Origin of the sequence: Legionella pneumophila subsp. pneumophila str. Philadelphia 1 (assembly GCF_000008485.1) — a bacterium.
In the GTDB taxonomy this organism is placed as follows: domain Bacteria; phylum Pseudomonadota; class Gammaproteobacteria; order Legionellales; family Legionellaceae; genus Legionella; species Legionella pneumophila.
Map to the genome: position 1 here is coordinate 662,427 of NC_002942.5, position 19,746 is coordinate 682,172.

Genomic DNA, 19,746 nt, shown 5'->3' on the forward strand with positions numbered 1-19,746 from the left:
TCCCTTACTGGCAAATCTACTCGAATTGAATCCTTTGTGTAAAGAATTTTTTACAGTATTAACCGGGATTCCAGCATTCTGGTTGCGCATTAGCGGAGGAATCTACTGCTGTTTTTACATTGGCCTGGTTAATTGACATGCTGGCACACTCGGTATCTTTGGCTTGAGTTCCAACAGGGGTTGCAGTTAAGGTATACGTTGTGGCTGTCAGGTTTGAAATATTGATAGTATAGTACCCGTTCGGCGTTGTTTGAGGAAATGCTGGTAAGGCGCCACACGCCGCAGCATAAGAAAAATTCTGTGAATAACAGCGTTCTAAAATAATTTGATCTTGTGTCAATGTGGCGTGAGCATCGGCACGACGGGATTTTTGGATATATTGTAAATAGGATGGATAGGCAATTGAAACCAGAATGCCCATAATGACCATGCTGATCAGAACTTCAACCAGGGTAAACGCGGATTGTTTCATACGGCTATTCTTCATAAAATGTACATGACTGAGCATTTGGGTATCCTCTATTGAATTTGCCACCAGCCTATTTTTCTTGGCGTAATGTTAGGAGCGATAACAGTAGTTTGTGTTCCATCCGATTGTGTGATCAGAATGACCAAATTGTTATCCTTGTTAGGCCCCAGAACAGTTGGTGAGTTGGCATAACTGTTGGACAAGCCAATTCCAACGGGGTAGGCCCCATTATACTGATCGGCTATATCAAAGCCTCCATCGCCGGAAATATCAAATCGCGCATATTGAAAAGCACCGCCATTTAAGAAATTAAGCTCCAGAAGCATGGATGTGAAACCAAAACCGCACGAATTGAGTGGAGGAGTGTTTAGCGTTGCAATAAATGCTCCGTTAATTAGTTCAGGTGTAGTAATGAGTCTTTGCCCCGCTATAGGCAGATCAGCAAACCATCCCACTTTGTTACTCCAATTGATGGTAGTAGCAGTGGCAGTGATAATGTTTGTGGATAAACCTGATGTAGCCGAGTTAACCAAGGTCAAAGTTTGTTGCTGGAGATTGGCACGTACATAAGGCACAGATGAAAGCGGCTTGTCCCATACTCCATAAATGGTTTGTCTTTGAGTAGTGACCAAATCGGATGTGGTCAGAAGTTGTCCGGTGCCAAACACAACAAAAAGTCCTGGATTGCGAGGATAATTAGGATTCAATGTCACTAAAGGAGGAGTAGTGATAGGTTGCGGTGTACCAGCAGAGTCTCTTGCCTGGAATAATACACGCGCACTCCAACTGGCAGGATCAGCCGAGGAAACATCAATTGCCCACAGATTGCCTTGCAAATCACCGGCATACACTACAGTAACAGGATCAGCTTGCAATCCGTCTTTTTGTCCCAAAGCGACTGTCGATAATCCCTGGGGTAAATTGACATTGCAGGCTGAAGGTACAGCAGCACAAAGATCTATTTTTCTTAGTAGTGTTCCTGTTTGAGGGTCTACGGCATAAAATACCGATTTGTTGTTAGTATTGTTGTATCCATTGCCAAAAAAGACGGCAAAATTTAATGAAGATGGACTTCCGGATCTGATTTGACCTATTTGAGGCTTGCTATAAGTGAACCCTAAGTCAGTATCTGCAAATTCCCAGAGCACAGCATTAGCCACTCCTGGTTCAGAACTCAGGTTTGTCGGATTTGTAATGTCCAGGGCAAAGATGCTTTTACCGCCTGCATTTTCACCTCCCACCAGAATGGTGTGCCAGGAACCATCGGAAAATTGTACATCAGCGCTTTCCGGAGAGCCGTTGACAAAGAATAAATGATTTTGGTTGTACAGGGGAGAAGTGAGTTGGTGGAGATTATTAAACACGGCATTGGGAATGAATGCAAAAAACTCTTCTCCAGTGGTTGCATTAAAGGCGTGAAGCATTCCGTCATTTGCCCCAACGTATAACATGGGTTGTCGATTGGCATTGGCTTTTGCGAAGCTGATGTAACTGGCGGTTAAATAGGGGCCGCTTGGTGGGCCAACATAAATTACCTGGCTATCGATAATGTCTCCCAATACATGCGAGCGATCACGGAATGTTCCCCCGTTTCTTTTTTCCAGAGTGGCATTGCCACGCAGGTATTCTAATCGGTTTTCTCCCAACAGATCACTTGGTTGCAGTTGAGCCTGTTGGGTGGCATTAATATTCGCCCAGCGAAACGGTACTCCGTCTGCGGCTATAGGATCCCAAGTCGCTATCTTTCGGTTAGTTGACCATCCGGTTCCTGATACCAGGGAATCAAGTGTCGATTGAGCTGACCATTGTATAATATTTGTTGGTTGGCCAGTATTCTCATCCAGTTCAATAGCTGTCAAATTACCAGTCCAATCCTGATAGGGTGTATCTCTGGTTATAAAGTTAGCTTGATATTCTACAGTACTACTGTCAATACGAGTTGAGCTGATAGCTGCTGCAGAGGTAGAAAAAGATCCATTTTGAATATTTGAGAGAATGGAGTTCAAACTATTGACTAGAGCTTGAGGACTTGTTGCAGGGTAGTAGTTTTCGGTACCTCCTGCAACAGCCATGGCTCTAAGGGTTGCAGCTGCCTCTGGATTTACAGCAGGATCTACGCCAGCTCCCATGCCTATAACAAAAGTAAGAACGCCATCGTTTTTTAAAGCGTTTATTTCATTGATTGCATCCGATAAGGCTTGACTGTTAGTACTATTCAGTGAGCCATCGGCATTAAATGTTGCGGTGACGCCATAGCCGGTCGCAGCCGCACTTCCTAGTGGCGGCCAATATCTTGCCTGGAGGTCTTGAGTGGGTAGACCATCAGAAATTAATATAATGTATTGTTTTTGCGGACAATTGCCGCTGGTTGTACCGACAGTCTTCATGAAACTTCGAGATCGTGTCAATAATCCTGCAAGAGGGGATTGTACAGCGGCTGCTTTGATTTCTGTCGTCGATGTAGAATTTGTTTCAGGTCGAAGATGAGGCAAAAACGCATTAATTGCATTAGTAACACTAGTAGTTGTAGGATTTGTTCCTGCCGTAGTCATGTTCACTCTCATATTGCCGGTATTAAAAGATTGATTGCTGTAATAGCCAAAACCACGTTGCACATACATTACCTGTTGTGAAAAGGGTACAAAACCTGCATTTGTGGGGCCTGTAGCAAAACTTCCAATCGAGGGTCTGGTTGAAGAATAGGAAAGAAGTACATTACCATTATTATAATTGCTGAGAGAAAAATTCGGAGGATAAGGTGTTGCTGGAGATGGGCCATTAAAACTGACAAAAACTCCAGGAAAACCACTTCCAGCATATAGAACGTCATTAATAGTTGGATCATCGCTTGCCCCCCCGATTTGTAGATACTGGCTTGAAGAAACTAAACTAGTACCATACAAGCTTCCAATGGATGCACAGTTACTTGAAACAGTTGATGAAGCCGAACCATAGTTATAGCAAGGGTTGATAACGTATCGATTTCCAGCTACCGGGGTGTTGGTGAACACAAAATTACTTCCAGGCGGCGACATGTAATAAACCCAAGTGTTATAAGTACTGATGTTACTTGTGCTGTAGGTGCCCAATGCAAAGTCTGTTGTAGGCATGTAATTTTCAATAATCGCTTTGACTCCAGCTTTGGCCACATTGAGTCGGCTTGAACTGTTGTCTACTTTATTACCTCCCTGAATAACAGTATAAGGAGCTAAGCCGTTGGCATCAGGGCCTTGTACTGGCGGAGTAAATCCAGCCGGTACGGTATAATTCACAGGTGAACTGGAATTGTAAAGGGAGCTTAAACCGGAGGACAGAGAACCAGAGCCCGTCATGATTGCTCCACTCAAATTACCATCCATGGATTGAGAGTTTCCTATGAGTATCAGAACCTGAGGGTGAATTGGACTGGCAATGATTAGAGGTATTTGTGGAATGGTTAAGGGAACGGCATAAAGAGAAACTGAGGCAGACAATGAAATGGCTAGAAATATTCGAGGTAGAACTCTAATTGCTTTCTGAGCTCCTTCTCTGATTAAAATGCAAAGTTTTAACGCGTCCATGATAATCAAAACCTACTGTTGAATTTGAATTGTACTTTGTATGAGTACTGAAGTATCCCCGCTTGCTCCTGATGACCGAGCAGTTATTCTGTAGACATTACTTGGCTTTTTCATACTCTGGCCAGGCATAATCACGGACGGCAGTTTTTCAAGGAAATAGCCGGCTTGTGCCCCTGTATTGCCTTGAAAGCTGTTAATGACTGCCGAACCACTTGACCAGTTAATCGTTTTCCAAAGTGGGGTAGTAGCACTTTGGTCAAATAAATACATTCCATTATTAGAAGCAAGAAAACTTTGAGGGTTATAAGTGCCATTTATGATCAGATTAATGGCTTCATTAATGGCGCCTTCAGTTTTTTCAAAACTGATTTCCGAATCGGTTGCGTTAGTTGCAATCCTGGTTTGAGATGTGTTTTGTGATATCTGGGTCAGGGCTAAAACGGTAAGCATTGACATAAGCACAAGAGAGGTTATCAGGACGTAACCTCGCTGTTTTGAATATTGAGCTGTGAAAGATACGTTCATGATATCGAATTCCTCAAGTTGATGGTTAATTCAAATACATGTCTTAAGCGGTTATCAGCAGGTACAGTGACTTGCGTATCCAAAACGTTGTATTGTCTGGTTGTCAAGCTTCCTGATCCGAGTTGACCTGCTATCAAAAATCCCAAACGAATGGCATAAACCTGTGCCCAATCAGTTACTGCATTAGCAGAGACGTATCGAGTAATGACTCCATTATTGCCAATACCATACTGGACTTTCATTATTTCCACCCCAGGAACTAATGGCTGTATTGTCCAGTTGTTGCCAACGAGAGAGGCCCGCATTAATGCGCTTTGCCCACCTTGACCTTGACCCACAAAAAATGCCGTTTGTTGGATGGGAATGAATTGGGAGCCGGTTTGAAAATTGACAGGGAAGGCACTGCTTGCATTTTGTAGCACCCCAGCGCCTGCATCATGAGTAATCGTGGTTCCTGCTACTCCGGTAATTTGAAATATTACGGTTTTACCACAATCAGAGACCGCTCCAAACATTCCAGAGGTAAGGGACATCCCGCTAGTGCCTTGAACTACAAAGGTATTGCTGCCGGGATCAATCGCGGTTATTCCTGTTGGATAGCTGTCAGAGGTAGAGCCTAATACTACCAACACATCACTACCTTGTTGAGCATTGCCAACAAGGGTGGAATCTAATGCGGGTGACCAATGACTGGCATTGGTGCTATTTGCAGGATTGCTTTGGGTTATTGTGAAGCTCGCTCCGCTGCCATTGTAACCCATAAGGATTGTTGGCGTTGTATTCAATATTCCCAAAGGCCTTGGGCCCCCAGCATTTAGGCTGGAAACTGCGGTGATAATGGATCCACAGCCGGCAAATCCAGCCGATCTTATCATCGGTATGAGTAAATTGGATATGGCATTTTCAGTACTTTGAATAAGATCCTGAGAGTTCGATGCTTTGTAAAGTTGGGTTTGTGCCAGGTATATTTGTAAAATTGAATAAGTGAGTATCAGTCCAACCAAGGTGGCTATCATTAACTCGACTAATGAAAATCCTTGTTGTAGTCTGTACTTAATATTCATATCTGACTCTGTACTCTGAATTGAACGAAATTGGCAGTTCCTGAAGAAGCGCTGCTTGCCCCTAACTCATTTTGTGCTTTACTATCATCCCATTGTACAGTCACGGTAATCACGGTATTTCCTGCCACACCTGAAAGAGCAGACGTTATTGAACCGCTTCCATTTGGCAATTGCGACACCACTCTGGTGAGCCAATACCAGGTATCATATCGTGCCAGTTGATTTGGATTGCATACCGATGCATTGCATAATACTGAAGGAGCACTTACGGACGTAGGATACCCATTACTGCCGATATTACTGACATTATAACTCCCATTAGATGCGGCATCCGAATTCGCTCGAATTCTGTCAAAAATATCATAGACTGCTTGTACTGCTTGCAGTTTTGCATAACTGGAATTGTTCGCTTTATTACTGACTATCAACATACTGGCGATCCCTAGCATGCCAACGGCTAATATGACTACAGATATCAACACTTCCAGCAAAGTCATTCCCTTGTCTTTTGCTAATGTATCCATTCGGTTAATCATATTCTATCTCCGTTAAGGGCAGTTCAAAGCTCCATTATTCCAGACTGCTTGGCCGGGTGTTGTTCCGGATTGGACAAATCCAGTGGCCAAAACCATTGCCGAGCGGGCAAACGCATTGCCTCTGTTATCACACATAGTGAAGTTACTTTGGGTTGTTGATAACCCATGTGGGTCAAAAACAACACTGGATACGTTCGAAGTGATAACAGGATCATTCACTGAAGTCTGGTGCGATTTTAAAAGCGTTGGTGCTCCTGCTACTGGTTGGGTCACTACTATCCATCCTGAGCTCCAGTTGGCTCCACAGGCCGTTGAACCTGGTGAACCTAATGGGCATACTGCCACATTGACTGCCCGATCAAGTGCCACTCCACGCGCATAGTTTAATGAGCTTACCAGTGAGTCAATGTTTGAAGTCAAACGGCTATTCAAAATCATAGTTCTTAATGAAGGGACGATTAGAGTTAAGATGATGGCAAAAACAGATAGGGTTACTAATAATTCAACCAGTGTGAATCCGGCTATGGAAAGAGGGTTGCTGTTAAGAGGGGCCTCAGTATCGAAGCTGTCTTTACAAAGATCATTGTACATTATGCCTTGTGTTTGTATCTTTTGTGCTATATTAGATTGTGCGGGCAACACACTACTCTCAACGCAAAATAACATATTAGCTATGTTGCGCAGAGTGAATTTTTGTGATTCCGTTATCACTTTGTTCAAAGCATTATCCCTATTGTTTGATCGAACCCACTACATTGTTAATTATAGTTCAAATTAGTTAAATTTTTTACAAATAATTGGCTAGCAAATGCTTGGTCCAGTTAGCTATTGCAATTTTAAGGATAGTCCGGTTAGCAAGGTTGTATAGAGAGAATTATATAGGGGCCAGAAACATTGGTCTGGCAAAAAAATTTTACAGTCTGAAGGCTTCATGGTGCTTATTAATCCCAATCCATAAATGATTCTATGTTTAAATCCGTTTCCTCTCCGGCAGGTTTTTTTGTAAGGATTCTGGTTTTATGACAATGATAGTTTTCTTTGAATGTTTTTAAGGCATCTTCCAGACTCACAAACGTGTAACCATTTTGTTTGTATAAATTAATAATATCAGGCAGGACATAGGCATTAAGTAAGTTAGCATGGATTAACAGGATTTGTGCTTGATCTGGATTATGGTGATATTGCGTATGCTCTTCAGCTTTTAACGTTTGTTGCCAGATAAAATCCAGATAAAATGGCTTCAACTCATCCAGGTAAGCTCTCCTTCCTAATTCAGGCACAGATAATAAGCGTTGATTAAAGACAAAATCTTTGCTGTCAATGGTAATCGGGGCAACTTGATAGTGGTGTTTTTCAAGGTAGCAGAGGATTTTATTTTTTTTACTTCCAGAACTCATTGCCAAATAGGGATAACGAAAATACTTGGGTTCAGTGAGGACGGGCATTAAAAGTGAATCTGCTTCTTTAATTTCCTGTATATATTCTTTCGCTTTGAGTTTGTTTAAATTGGCATGAGAAAAAGTATGGTTGCCCAAGCCGAAACCTGCTTCACGAAATTTATGAAGTATTTCCCAATTATCAGGCCTGACTTCTTTGGCAATGATAAAACCTGTTGCCGGGATTTTTTCGTCTTTCATTGTATTCATCATCATATTCAGATGAAAGTTTCGGTATTCACCAACAAAGGGCAAATCATCAATAGTGATTGCTATGGCTTTTTTTTGAGCAAATACGTTGTTAAATCCTATCAGGAAAAATATTGAGAAAAGCAGTAAGTATCTCGTAACAGTCTTGATTTTCATTCGAAATTTAATATGTGTAAGGTCAATTGAGAAAAATATTGTCACTATTGTAACAAAAATTACGATGAATAGCTTATATTTAAGAGCTTATTAAAATAAGAAATACGAAATAAACAGCCTTATTTTGAAAATAAGACTGTTTATGAATGAAAATCGACGTTAATTGTTCAAATTAATTATACGGTCGGTTTGCTGGTCTCTTCTGCTGTGTTTTGATCTTTTAAGTCATCTTCTTCGTCTTCTTCAGACATGCTTGGTGCTTTTTTAAACCAGCTGCCTACATATCCAGTGACTGAACTCGCAATGGAATAACCCTCTTTTTTGGGTTTTAATGCTTCGAGTTCTTCCTTACGCTTGGTGACACAAGCTTCAATGGCATCAGTACGACATGTTTTGATCATGTTTTGTATTAACGTCAAGACAGAGATCAATTGGAAGCCGGCGATGTCGGAAAACATGTTGTTTTCTCGAACGGATTCCTTAGTGATTTTTTTATTTGATTGTTCAGGACGCTCAATAACCATATGACGAATAAATTTATTCGCAGCAGCAATCAGTACTTCCTTGTCTTCACAGCAATCAGCATTGGCATGAAGTATCGTGCTTAAACCTGTATGAATCACAGTAGCGCTGATTTTATCGTTGCTTAATGGATCTTTTCCATACTCCTGGGCTATTTGGCCACGAACGATATACATTGCTCCAGCAAGAATGGCCATTTTCTCAGACGGCTCAAGAGATTGGTTAGGGATCTTGTCTAGTTGTTCTGCCATCGTTTGTAAAAATTTCAGTTGTGCGGAGCGGGCTTGACTTAAAGCTGAAATTTTAGCAACGTTCTTATCAGAAAGTTCATCGAGAATTAATTGATGAAGAGCGCCTTTCATTTCATCCCAGGATTTGAATTGCTCAACAATGGATGAATCGATTGGTTTTTCCACATGGAAGCTGTTCGCATTGGCTTTGGTTTTTCCATCAGCAGTTAATTTTGCCAAAGCATTATTTTCAGCTGCCTCTTCCTGCTCATAACTTAATTTGGCTAAAGAGTATATCTTTTTTAACGAAAGGACTTGCAGGAAATGCTCCTTTTTTAAGCCTTTACGAGAATCATTGCTTTCATAAATGAAATTTAAGAATTTGTTTAATCCTCTGTAAAACATGATGTTCTGCTCAGATGTTGGTATATTTTCATCAGAAATACCCATACCATCCATTAAGCGAGTAAACAGCAAGCTGTTTTCTTTCTTTTCCATCACCCGCAGATTATTTTCAACGTCTTTACAGACAAGCAGCATAGCACCATAAAATACATGGACATAGCTGGCCAAAGAACGTGGTTTCAGTTCATCGATTTTTGCTTCCAATTGATTGAGAACAGCGGTCAGAAATTGAAGCTCTTCTTTTCTGGGGTTGGGAAGGTCTTCAATTTTGTCCTTTTTTTCGCGTTGAAGGATGATTTTAACGGTGTCGTTAAAATGACTTTTTAGTGCATCAAATTCCTTTAAAACAAACGTCATGTTAGTCTCCAAAAATCCAAGTAAGATTAATGTAAGAAATACTTACAGTGGCCAGTGTAAACTAAACTTAAGCTGACGTCATGTATTTTCATTATACAATTTAAAAATATATAATAATCATTTAAAAATTAATAAACTTGGCTTGGGTGTGAAGATCTCAAAAGGAAAAGGGAGGTTAGGGAATAATTGGTTTTATGGAATTTATTCCTGGGGACGCTATGTCCGAGATACCACAGGCTCACTCCAATGCTTCACTAAATGATACTCCGATTTAGTTGTTTAAATAAAAGAGGTATATTTTGAGTTTTCAAACAGATAAAGAGATTCAACAAAAATTCTTTAATTACACCTTGTTTGTGTTGGTTGTTCTGCTGATATGTCGCTTGATTGCCAATTATTTTTTTCCTTTGTTTGATACGACCGAATCCCGTTACGCTGAAATTGCACGCAAAATGCTGGAAACAGGGAACTGGGTGACTTTGCAGCAGGATTATGGTGTTCCATTTTGGGCTAAACCACCTTTATCAATCTGGTTGTCTGCTTTTTTTATGCAACTGTTGGGTGTTAATGAATTCGCAGTTCGCCTGCCAGGTCTTTTGCTGTCTATTGGTGTTTTATGGTTGGTTTGGGGAGTGGCAAAAAAACAGAGTGGCTCAATGGCTGCGCTCTTTTCCCTATTAACACTGGCAGGGTCGCTTTATTTTTTCCTTGATGCAGGGACTGTGATGACTGACCCTGCCCTACTTTTTTGTATCACACTTGCAAGTGTCTCGTTTTGGCATGCCATGGTTTATGAAAACAAAATATGGTCTTATGCATTTTTCGCAGGATTGGGCCTGGGTTTATTAGCAAAAGGCCCAATTGCTGTGGTACTGGTCGGAATGGCTGTATTTTTCTGGGTTCTGTTACGCAATGAATGGCTTAATTTATGGAAGAGATTGCCGTGGGTTAAAGGCACGCTTCTTCTTTTGTTAATTGCTGTGCCCTGGTATGTTCTGGCTGAATTACGAACTCCGGGATTTTTAAATTATTTTATCCTGGGAGAGCATTTTCATCGATTTTTAACCCCTGGCTGGTCTGGTGATAAATACGGGATAGTGCACCATGTACCCAAAGGAACGATATGGTTATATGCTACAGCAGGCGTCTTTCCGTGGAATATTATAGCAGGTGGCTGGCTGGTGAAACATGGAAAAATGTTGCCCTCTCTGTGCCAAAGTGGAGACGGATGGTTAAGTTATTTAACTCTTTGGATGATTACTACGCTTCTTTTTTTCACTTTTGCCAGCAATATTATATACCCCTATGTGTTTCCTTCTCTGCCCGCATTTGCTTTGTTTTTTGCTGAAATTTTGAATCGTCTGAATTTGGAATTGAAACATTTGAAGTGGATCTTTATCTCCTCATTACTCTGTGGAGTTTTATTTTTGGCAGTGGCTTTTGTATTTAGTGTAAAACCAAATGTTGTGCCTAATACGCATAAGCCGATTATTACTGCATGGCTAAATCAGAACCCAACAGCAGGCAGTTACCTTGTTTATTGGGGATATAAGACGGATTTCTCTGCTGAATTTTACTCGGAAGGTCAAGTTAAAGCGGTTAAAAATTCGAACGATTTATGCAAATTAATATCTAATCGGTTGGAAAACTATTTGGTTATCAACAGTAAAGAAACTCAGCAGATTCGCGAGGGATTACTTGCAAGATTCACACTCATCGACACTTTCAGAGTCCATCGGGATACTTTAATATTGTTCTATGCCCCAGTGCTAACTTGTTGAGCAGTGGTTTCCAATTTCATCTCGTAGTAAAGTAACAGGACTTACGAAAAACCCCAATCTCTTTGTTAAAAAAGTTTTTAATTTAGTCATTTAGTTTATCTAAACTCCCTTATTAAAAACTTTTTTGCCTTGACCTTGGGGGTTTTCGTAAGGCCTGAGTAATACAAACGAGGATGGAAATAATCAATCTATGGCAAAATTATATTTCTACTATGCGGCTATGAATGCAGGTAAAAGTACGGTGTTACTGCAGTCTAGTTATAATTACAGAGAACGCGGTATGCAAACTCTGTTGTTTACCCCAGCCATCGATACACGTTTCCAATATGGAACTATCTGTTCACGTATCGGTTTATCCGAACAGGCTTATGCTTTTAACAATTCGGATAACCTGTATGTTTTAACTCAAGAATTTCAACTACAAACTCAGAAATACTCTTGTGTCTTGATTGACGAGGCTCAATTTTTAACTCGAGAGCAAGTTTATCAATTAACGGAAATAACCGATCAAATGTCTATCCCAGTACTGGCTTATGGTTTGCGCACTGACTTTAGAGGCGAGTTATTTCCGGGAAGTCAATTTTTATTGGCATGGGCAGATGAGTTAATCGAATTAAAGACAATTTGTCATTGTGGCCGTAAAGCAATTATGAATATGAGAATTGATGAAAATGGGCAAGCTGTTGTTGAGGGTGAGCAGGTATTGATAGGTGGCAATGAATCCTATGTTGCTACCTGTCGGTTACATTATAAACGAGGTGAGGCAGAGGTGACATTTCCAAGAAATAAATTGTTCAATAAAGATACCAATGCTTTTTAAATTTTGATATAATTTGCCCCAGTTTTTAGGCCTTAAATAAAGGAGAGGTGGTGTCGCATTCTGTCGCAGTGGAGTCGAGAACTTTTGTTCCCCGTGGTGACTTTATGGCTTGGGTAGTGTGTCTTTCCGCGGGGCTTTTCTTTTTATACGAGTTTTTTCAACTCAATATTTTTGATGTTATTAATCAGTCGCTTCGAGAAGATTTTCATATAGATGCCACCCAATTAAGTTGGATGTCGAGCACTTATTTATGGGCTGATATTCTTTTTCTTTTACCAGCTGGCCTTATTCTCGACAGGTTTTCAACCAGGAAAGTTATTCTCACCGCAATGTTTGTTTGTGTTGTTGGAACAATAGGGTTTGCAGTTACGGAATCATTTTTTCTCGCTTCATTTTTCCATTTTCTCTCAGGAATAGGCAATGCGTTTTGCTTTTTATCTTGTGTTGTTTTGGTCTCTCATTGGTTTCCTCCCAGAAGACAGGCATTAGTCATTGGCTCATTAGTTACCATGGCATTTATTGGTGGCATGATGGCGCATACCCCTTTTGCTTATTTGAATGATCTGTTTGGCTGGCGACGTGCATTGTTAATTGATGGGGTTGTTGGAGCTTTTTTAATATTATGGATTTACATGATTGTGCAAGACAGGCCTGAAGAGTCACCATCACATAAATTAACTAATGAAGGACAAATACTATCGAGTTTCATGAAAGCTCTATCCAATAAACAAAATTGGTTGGCAGGCTTGTATACCTCTCTACTTAATTTACCCATTATGGTTTTGTGTGCCCTATGGGGTGCAAGTTACCTGCAGGTGGCTCATCATTTGCCTGATATTGCGGCAAGTAATGTCGTAAGCCTTATTTTCATGGGGAGTGTTGTTGGTTGCCCATTGGTTGGTTGGTTATCCGATACTCAGGGACGTCGCAAACCCTTAATGATTTTCGGAGCGATAGCTACTTTAATTACTACTATTCCTCTATTTATCAATGTGGTTCTGACTCAAACGAGTCTCAGTATCCTCTTTTTTGCTTTGGGATTATTTACCAGCACGCAAGTGATTTCTTACCCCCTGGTCGCTGAAAGCAATCAGCCAGAAAATACTGGTGCTGCAACTGGAATTGCTTCTGTCATTATTATGGGAGGGGGCGGTGTTGCTCAGGTTCTGTTTGGTTGGCTTATGACACATCACGCGGGAACAAATGTTACAGCATATACGGTTAGCGATTTTCAATTTGCCATGTGGATGTTTCCTGTTGCCGCAATTGCTGGACTGGTTGCTGTGCTCATGACTCGTGAAACATACTGCAAGCGATAGAGAGGAGAAATAATGCAGGTAGTGGATGAATTTAAAGCATTCGATGTTAAAGCATCGCTAATGCCATGGCTGGTTTGTTTTGCAGCAACCATGTTTTTCTTTTATGAGTTTATTCAGGGAAATATGTTTGCTTCCATTGCAGCAAATATCATGCAGGATTTTCAGATTCAAGCAGATAAAATGGCTTACTTATCCAGTATCTATTACTTGGCAAATGTGATTTTTCTGTTTATTGCCGGAATGGTTTTGGACAGGTTTTCAATCAAAAACACCATTTTAATAGCTATGTTTCTGTGTGTGATTAGTACGTTTATCCTCTCCTACTCAGATTCGTTTTATGTGGCTTTATTTTGCAGGTTTGTGACCGGAATAGGTAGCGCATTTTGCTTTTTGGGTCCCGTGCGTTTGGCGTCTCATTGGTTTCCTCCCCAGCGTATGGCTTTAGTAACTGGCGCGATTGTAACTGTTGCAATGACAGGAGGAATGCTGGCGCAATACCCCTTAACTAAACTGGTTCTATATGTTGGATGGCGCCAAGCAGTTCAAGACGTAGGGATATTGGGCTTGGCCATGTTAGTTCTCATGTTTTTTTGGATTAAAGAAAGACCTCAAGTCGCAATCAAAAAAGAAGGAAAACCTATCAATGTTCTTGTGGCTGCAAGAAAAGCCTACTTAAATGCTCAAAATTTGCGAGCAGCCTTATACACTAGTCTTATGAACATGGCCATTGCTGTATTTGGCGCCATGATGGGGACTTTATATCTTGAACAGAGATTAGGCATTAGCCCTGATCAGGCAGCTATGATCAACGGTATGTTGTTTTTTGGAGCCATTATAGGTTCACCTCTGATGGGGTGGATATCTGATAAGGTAGGGTTGCGTGTGCTGCCTATGAAAGGGGGAGTCCTTGCCTCTTTACTTATTTTGCTGGGAGTACTTTATTTACCTGTTTCAGTGACAATGATGGCCGTGTTGTTCTTTTTATTAGGATTATTTACTTCGGCTCAAGTCATTAGCTATGCCTTGGTTGCTGAAAGCAGCCCTCCCATGATGACTGCAACGGCTGTCAGTGTCGTGTCCATATTAACTCAAGGCGGGTATCTTATTTATCAAAACCTGTTTAGTGCTTTATTGACGAATTATGGCGATGTTCGTTTGATTAATGGTGTGCCAGTTTATTTACTTGAAGCGTATCAGCACGCAGCAATCATTTTACCCATAGGATTATTGATCGCATTACTTTTGTTGTTCGGACTAAAAGAAACTCGTTGCCAACAAGTTGAGCATACAGTATGACCGGACGAGTTTGTGTACTAGTAATGGACTCCTTTGGCATCGGAGCCAGCCTTGATGCAGCTCGGTATGGAGATGCGGGTGCTAACACCTTGGTCCACATTTATGAAGCGTGTAAACGAGGTGAGTGCGATATAGAAGGGGTTCGCAAAGGTCCTTTAATGCTTCCAAATCTTGCGGGCAAGGGGCTTTACCATGCTGCTATGGCCAGTTCCGGGTTATCCTTTATCGATTTGGCTACTTTAGCTATTCCTTCTGGATATTATGGATATGCAGTAGAACAAAGCTTGGGCAAAGATACCCCCAGTGGTCATTGGGAAATGGCTGGGGTGCCTGTGACTTTTGAGTGGGGATATTTCCCTGATAAACCCTACTGTTTCCCTGAAGAATTAATTTCAGAATTCATTAAGCAGTGTAATTTGCCAGGAGTTTTGGGAGAAAAGCATGCTTCGGGAACCATCATTATAGACGAGTTAGGTGAGAAGCATATTCGTACCGGTAAGCCGATCGTATACACTTCTGCCGATAGCGTATTTCAAATTGCCGCACATGAAGAGGCATTTGGTTTACAACGTCTCTATGATATCTGCAAAATTGCTCGAAATTTGGTAGATAAATATCAAATTGGTCGAGTGATTGCTCGTCCTTTTACAGGTAAGCCGGGCTCATTTAAGAGAACAGGTAATAGAAAAGATTACGCTACACCTCCTCCGGAAAAAACATTGCTTGATTTTCTAAAGGAAGATGGTCGGGAAGTGATTGCTATAGGTAAGATTGCAGACATCTATGCTCATCAAGGGGTTACGCAAGAAATCAAAGCCGATGGCAATATGGCTTTGTTTGATGCCACTTTATCCGCAATGAAAACAGCCCCGCAAGGTAGCTTGGTATTTACCAATTTTGTTGATTTTGATTCTTCTTATGGGCACAGGCGTGATATAGCTGGTTATGCGCATGCGCTAGAGCAATTCGATGCGCGTCTGCCAGAGTTGGATGCTTTATTACAACCCGATGACATGGTTTTTATCGCTGCAGATCACGGCTGTGATCCTACATTCCCTGGATCTGATCATACCCGAGAGCATATCCCGGTATTAGTGTTTGGCCCCCAAGTAAATAGCAAATTTATTGGGCGCAGAGATTGTTTCGCAGATATTGGTCAGAGTATTGCGGAGCATTTGCAATTATCCTCGCCACTCGCTCATGGTGTTTCTTTTTTATAATTTTATATCCACTCCTTACGGTCGTGGCTCGGTTTGAACGATAATCCGAGCCACGACCGTAAGGAGTGGATATGACGATTAGTATTTTCAGATATTAAGAACACTTAATTTTTCTCTCAATCCCTATTGATTTTTTACCAATGATCCCCATTTAGACATTTCTGCAATGTAATTGAGGATTTTATTTTGGAACAATTTCATGGGACAACAATACTTTCAGTACGACGCGGTAATCAGGTTGTCATTGGCGGTGATGGGCAAGTTACCCTAGGCAATACCGTGATGAAAGGCAATGCACGTAAAGTTCGGAGGTTGTATAAAGATAAAGTGATTGCTGGTTTTGCAGGTGGAACAGCAGATGCTTTTACTCTTTTCGAACGGTTTGAAGCAAAACTGGAAATGCATCAGGGGCATTTGATTAGAGCAGCTGTTGAATTGGCTAAAGATTGGCGAACCGATAGAATTCTTCGTCGATTAGAGGCGGTGCTTGCAGTAGCGGATAGCAAGGCTTCTTTAATTATTACCGGTAATGGCGATGTCATTGAGCCCGAAGAAAGTTTAATTGCAATCGGTTCTGGCGGCCCCTTTGCTCAAGCTGCAGCCAGAGCTCTTATGGAAAACACACAGTTATCTGCCAAAGAGATTGTCCAGAAAGCTTTAACAATCGCTGGCGACATTTGTATTTATACTAACAATAATTTAACCATAGAAGAATTAAATGATGAAGGCAAATAATATGGTCATGACCCCTCGAGAGATAGTTCAAGAATTAGATAAGCACATTATTGGTCAAGATGATGCAAAACGTGCCGTAGCCATTGCATTACGAAATCGCTGGCGTCGAATGAAAATCAAAGATCCAGTATTGCGCAACGAGATAATGCCTAAAAATATTTTAATGATAGGCCCTACCGGTGTTGGTAAGACGGAGATTGCAAGACGTTTGGCTAATTTGGCTAAAGCTCCATTTATTAAAGTAGAAGCAACCAAATTCACGGAAGTGGGATATGTGGGGCGTGATGTTGATTCGATCATTCGTGACTTAACAGATATGGCAATCAAGCAAGAGCGTGAATTTGCCATGAAAAAAGTGGAGCACCTGGCAGAAGATGCGGCTGAAGAACGAATCCTGGATGTTTTACTCCCTCCAGCTCGAGGAACATTAACTCCTGGTGAGAAAAACACGACAGCTCGTCAAGTGTTTCGTAAGCAATTGCGCGAAGGTGAGCTTAATGATAATGAAATTGAAATTGAAGTAGCGGCAACGCCTGTTGGCATTGAAATTATGGCTCCTCCAGGTATGGAAGAGATGACTAGCCAATTGCAGTCTATGTTTCAACAAGTTGGAAGCTACAGAACGAAAACTCGAAAAATGACCGTTGCCAAGGCAATGAAAATTTTGAGAGAGGAAGAAGCGGCAAAATTAATTAACGAAGAAGATATCAAGTTAAAAGCGATTGAAAGTGTTGAGCAAAATGGAATAGTGTTCATTGATGAGTTGGATAAAATTGCCAAACGCTCTGATACGGTAAGTGGGGGAGATGTATCACGTGAGGGAGTTCAGCGAGATTTATTGCCATTAGTCGAAGGAACTACCGTTTCAACAAAATACGGCATGGTAAAGTCTGATCATATTTTATTCATTGCTTCAGGTGCTTTTCATGTAGCTAAACCTTCTGACTTGATTGCTGAATTGCAAGGGCGTCTGCCGATACGTGTCGAGTTGTCAGCCCTCTCTGTGGAAGATTTTGTACGAATCCTTACTGAGCCAAGCGCCTCTTTAACTTTACAATATTCCGCTTTGATGGAAACCGAAGGATTGACTCTTACCTTTGATGAAACAGGAATTCGACGTATTGCTGAAGTAGCCTGGCAAGTGAATGAGCGTACGGAAAATATCGGAGCAAGAAGATTATATACCGTCATGGAACGTTTACTGGAAGTGGTTTCATTTGAAGCGACTGATAAAGCTGGCGAAACTGTGCATGTTGATAAAGCTTATGTCGATAAGAACTTAGGCCAACTAATCGCTGATGAGGATTTGGCTCGCTATATTTTGTAATTCAGAATAGTTAAACTGAAATCAAGAATGAAATCTTTTTAACATATCAACTTTTTGTGGGGGATATTTCTCGAAAAAGAGATATCCCTCATGTGACTCTGATTATACAACCATGCAATTTACTTTTACAAAGAGCAAGGCAATACTAATTATATTCTGATATCATTATGTACATAATGGTTGTTTATATCAGAAATAAATGAAAACTCAGCGAATTATCCATCCCAATATTGATATTAGAAAGTTTCCTGAAGTAAATACAGATTTTTCCATGACCGATATTAGCATGGGAGATTTGCATGCTAATGCCTTGCTTTTTCTCAATATCCTTGTTCGCCAGGGAATAATTGCTATTTCTCCCGAAAATTATGCCAAATTTGCTGAAATTTATACTTTGCCAGAGCTTCAGGCAGATTACTGGGGGACCGAAGCACCTGTTTTTAGCGCTGAAAATAAACAGGAGCGTTTGGAAGAAATCAAGAAACAATACAATGCATTAATAGCGCAAATCAAAATTATTAATACTAAAAAATTGATTCGCTTGATAGGCGATGAATTAGTAGATCGCGGTGTTATTGATTATTTCATTTTAAAATTATTACAAGCTTTGTACGATCAAGGTGCTGATTTTGAAATATTACTTTCAAATCATGGGATTGAGTTTGTCGAGGCCTGTGAACTATTCAAGGAAAATGGAAACAAATTAGTAGCAAAAAGATTAGGAAATATTCAGCATGGTAATTCATTTCATGCATTGCAAGAAGCAATAGCAGCTGGTGCGATTTCAAATGAAGAAGTATTAAATATTTACCATCAAGTTTACAAAAAGCACTTGAAAATTATTTCTTACTCATTGGATCCAGATGCAAATGAAATTAAAGTGTTTAGTCATGCTGGTATTGGTTTAAATCATATTCGAGGGCTTGCCAGAAAATTTAAAGTACCCTATTCAGAAGAGTCGGCTGTTGATTTGGCTAAAACAATTGATGCAATTAACAAAAAATTCGCAGAAAAAGCATCTTCGGGAGAGATTCACACGCTTTATACCCATGATATGATGTATAGAGGTTATGCAGGCGAACATTTGAATTCAACAGACGAAGTGGTTGCCGCAACGGTCTGGGGACGTGAATATGGGGATTTGATTCGAACGTCTAAAAAATTTAAAATCACCTTTATTCATGGCCATGATAGTTACGACCCTGAAAAGGTAGAACATGTCACTTTAAATAATCAATTAGGGCAATTTCAAAATAATGTAGGTGATTTATATCTGTATGCCACCAATGGCATGAGAGCGGTTCCAACACAATATTTGAATCCAGATAAAAAAATTCAGGGCTCAAGGGAAAAAGATCGACCAGATAAACCGAATGATTATGTTGTAAAAATCCATCATACTAAACCATCATTTTTTAAAACTTCTAATCCCAAGATCACATTCCCGGACAGCTATAAACGAATTTGGGACAGTGCGGATGGGGATTCCAATATCACCAAAATTAAGGCATTACTTAAAGATTACACCAAGGAAGACAGTATTTTGGGTTCGTTTTGGGGCTTAATATTTACATTACATTGGGGAAGACATCACGTCAAATCTGTGCATCAGATTGCCCAAACTAAATATACATCAGTAGAGGCTATTCTTTCGGATTTGAAAGCACTTAAGCCAAGGGAAGGTGGCTCATTAGATAAACGCATTAAGTTTATTGAATTACAAATTATAGCTCAGAGGTGTGATTCTCCAGAACCACAATTCAACTTGAAATAGTCCT

16 protein-coding genes are annotated in these 19,746 nt (G+C 40.6%); 8 read left to right on the plus strand and 8 right to left on the minus strand.

The genetic code is table 11. The features are described 5' to 3' along the window. Nucleotides 1-58: 58 nt before the first annotated feature. From LPG_RS03105 to LPG_RS03140, 8 genes are all read right to left on the minus strand, one after another. Nucleotides 59-508, minus strand: a complete 450-nt coding sequence (locus LPG_RS03105; protein WP_010946364.1) for a type IV pilin protein — start codon at nucleotides 506-508, stop codon at nucleotides 59-61. Nucleotides 509-519: 11 nt separating this feature from the next. Next, on the minus strand, nucleotides 520-4,029 hold the full coding sequence (locus LPG_RS03110) for a pilus assembly protein (protein WP_011213223.1): 3,510 nt from the start codon (nucleotides 4,027-4,029) through the stop codon (nucleotides 520-522). 12 nt (nucleotides 4,030-4,041) lie between these two features. Then, nucleotides 4,042-4,554 (minus strand): pilus assembly PilX family protein, encoded by a 513-nt coding sequence (locus LPG_RS03115; RefSeq protein WP_010946366.1) that lies wholly within the window; start codon nucleotides 4,552-4,554, stop codon nucleotides 4,042-4,044. After that, nucleotides 4,551-5,618: a PilW family protein gene (locus tag LPG_RS03120; RefSeq protein WP_010946367.1), complete on the minus strand. Its 1,068-nt coding sequence runs from the start codon at nucleotides 5,616-5,618 to the stop codon at nucleotides 4,551-4,553. The genes LPG_RS03115 and LPG_RS03120 overlap by 4 nt, the downstream gene beginning before the upstream one ends. Further along, complete coding sequence (gene pilV / locus LPG_RS03125; protein WP_010946368.1) at nucleotides 5,615-6,154, minus strand: type IV pilus modification protein PilV; 540 nt, start codon at nucleotides 6,152-6,154, stop codon at nucleotides 5,615-5,617. The genes LPG_RS03120 and pilV overlap by 4 nt, the downstream gene beginning before the upstream one ends. 12 nt (nucleotides 6,155-6,166) lie before the next feature. Continuing rightward, nucleotides 6,167-6,874: a GspH/FimT family pseudopilin gene (locus tag LPG_RS03130; RefSeq protein ID WP_010946369.1), complete on the minus strand. Its 708-nt coding sequence runs from the start codon at nucleotides 6,872-6,874 to the stop codon at nucleotides 6,167-6,169. A gap of 221 nt (nucleotides 6,875-7,095) precedes the next feature. Continuing rightward, nucleotides 7,096-7,956, minus strand: a complete 861-nt coding sequence (locus LPG_RS03135) for a polysaccharide deacetylase family protein (protein WP_011213225.1) — start codon at nucleotides 7,954-7,956, stop codon at nucleotides 7,096-7,098. A gap of 176 nt (nucleotides 7,957-8,132) precedes the next feature. Further along, the gene (locus LPG_RS03140; RefSeq protein WP_010946371.1) at nucleotides 8,133-9,482 is read right to left on the minus strand and encodes a lpg0634 family Dot/Icm T4SS effector; all 1,350 of its coding nucleotides are present in this window, start codon (nucleotides 9,480-9,482) and stop codon (nucleotides 8,133-8,135) included. A gap of 287 nt (nucleotides 9,483-9,769) precedes the next feature. On the opposite strand from LPG_RS03140, the gene LPG_RS03145 reads away from it, so the two are divergent. From LPG_RS03145 to wipB, 8 genes are all read left to right on the plus strand, one after another. Continuing rightward, nucleotides 9,770-11,251 carry a phospholipid carrier-dependent glycosyltransferase gene (locus LPG_RS03145; protein WP_010946372.1) on the plus strand — a complete coding sequence of 494 codons (1,482 nt, stop codon included), beginning with the start codon at nucleotides 9,770-9,772 and terminating at the stop codon, nucleotides 11,249-11,251. Nucleotides 11,252-11,441: 190 nt separating this feature from the next. Continuing rightward, nucleotides 11,442-12,071: a thymidine kinase gene (locus tag LPG_RS03150; RefSeq protein ID WP_025862458.1), complete on the plus strand. Its 630-nt coding sequence runs from the start codon at nucleotides 11,442-11,444 to the stop codon at nucleotides 12,069-12,071. A gap of 50 nt (nucleotides 12,072-12,121) precedes the next feature. After that, the gene (locus tag LPG_RS03155; RefSeq protein WP_027223836.1) at nucleotides 12,122-13,390 is read left to right on the plus strand and encodes an MFS transporter; all 1,269 of its coding nucleotides are present in this window, start codon (nucleotides 12,122-12,124) and stop codon (nucleotides 13,388-13,390) included. Between the two features lie 12 nt (nucleotides 13,391-13,402). Beyond that, nucleotides 13,403-14,686, plus strand: coding sequence for an MFS transporter (locus LPG_RS03160; protein WP_010946375.1), 1,284 nt, complete (start codon nucleotides 13,403-13,405; stop codon nucleotides 14,684-14,686). Beyond that, a complete protein-coding gene (locus LPG_RS03165) occupies nucleotides 14,683-15,906 on the plus strand; it encodes a phosphopentomutase (protein WP_010946376.1) in 1,224 nt (407 codons plus the stop codon). Before LPG_RS03160 ends, LPG_RS03165 begins: the two co-directional genes overlap by 4 nt. 186 nt (nucleotides 15,907-16,092) lie before the next feature. Beyond that, on the plus strand, nucleotides 16,093-16,641 hold the full coding sequence (gene hslV / locus LPG_RS03170; protein WP_010946377.1) for an ATP-dependent protease subunit HslV: 549 nt from the start codon (nucleotides 16,093-16,095) through the stop codon (nucleotides 16,639-16,641). Between the two features lies 1 nt (nucleotide 16,642). After that, nucleotides 16,643-17,968 carry an ATP-dependent protease ATPase subunit HslU gene (hslU, locus tag LPG_RS03175; RefSeq protein ID WP_011213230.1) on the plus strand — a complete coding sequence of 442 codons (1,326 nt, stop codon included), beginning with the start codon at nucleotides 16,643-16,645 and terminating at the stop codon, nucleotides 17,966-17,968. A gap of 199 nt (nucleotides 17,969-18,167) precedes the next feature. Further along, nucleotides 18,168-19,742, plus strand: coding sequence for a Dot/Icm T4SS effector WipB (gene wipB, locus LPG_RS03180; protein ID WP_010946379.1), 1,575 nt, complete (start codon nucleotides 18,168-18,170; stop codon nucleotides 19,740-19,742). Nucleotides 19,743-19,746 lie beyond the last annotated feature (4 nt).

Bases quoted from the DNA above. Each gene is read 5' to 3' on its own strand.
- LPG_RS03115 (WP_010946366.1), bottom strand. From the start codon at position 4,554: ATGAACGTATCTTTCACAGCTCAATATTCAAAACAGCGAGGTTACGTC.
- LPG_RS03120 (WP_010946367.1), bottom strand. From the start codon at position 5,618: ATGAATATTAAGTACAGACTACAACAAGGATTTTCATTAGTCGAGTTA.
- LPG_RS03160 (WP_010946375.1), top strand. From the start codon at position 13,403: ATGCAGGTAGTGGATGAATTTAAAGCATTCGATGTTAAAGCATCGCTA.
- LPG_RS03105 (WP_010946364.1), bottom strand. From the start codon at position 508: ATGCTCAGTCATGTACATTTTATGAAGAATAGCCGTATGAAACAATCC.
- LPG_RS03110 (WP_011213223.1), bottom strand. From the start codon at position 4,029: ATGGACGCGTTAAAACTTTGCATTTTAATCAGAGAAGGAGCTCAGAAA.
- LPG_RS03165 (WP_010946376.1), top strand. From the start codon at position 14,683: ATGACCGGACGAGTTTGTGTACTAGTAATGGACTCCTTTGGCATCGGA.
- LPG_RS03135 (WP_011213225.1), bottom strand. From the start codon at position 7,956: ATGAAAATCAAGACTGTTACGAGATACTTACTGCTTTTCTCAATATTT.
- wipB (WP_010946379.1), top strand. From the start codon at position 18,168: ATGAAAACTCAGCGAATTATCCATCCCAATATTGATATTAGAAAGTTT.
- LPG_RS03150 (WP_025862458.1), top strand. From the start codon at position 11,442: ATGGCAAAATTATATTTCTACTATGCGGCTATGAATGCAGGTAAAAGT.
- hslU (WP_011213230.1), top strand. From the start codon at position 16,643: ATGGTCATGACCCCTCGAGAGATAGTTCAAGAATTAGATAAGCACATT.
- pilV (WP_010946368.1), bottom strand. From the start codon at position 6,154: ATGATTAACCGAATGGATACATTAGCAAAAGACAAGGGAATGACTTTG.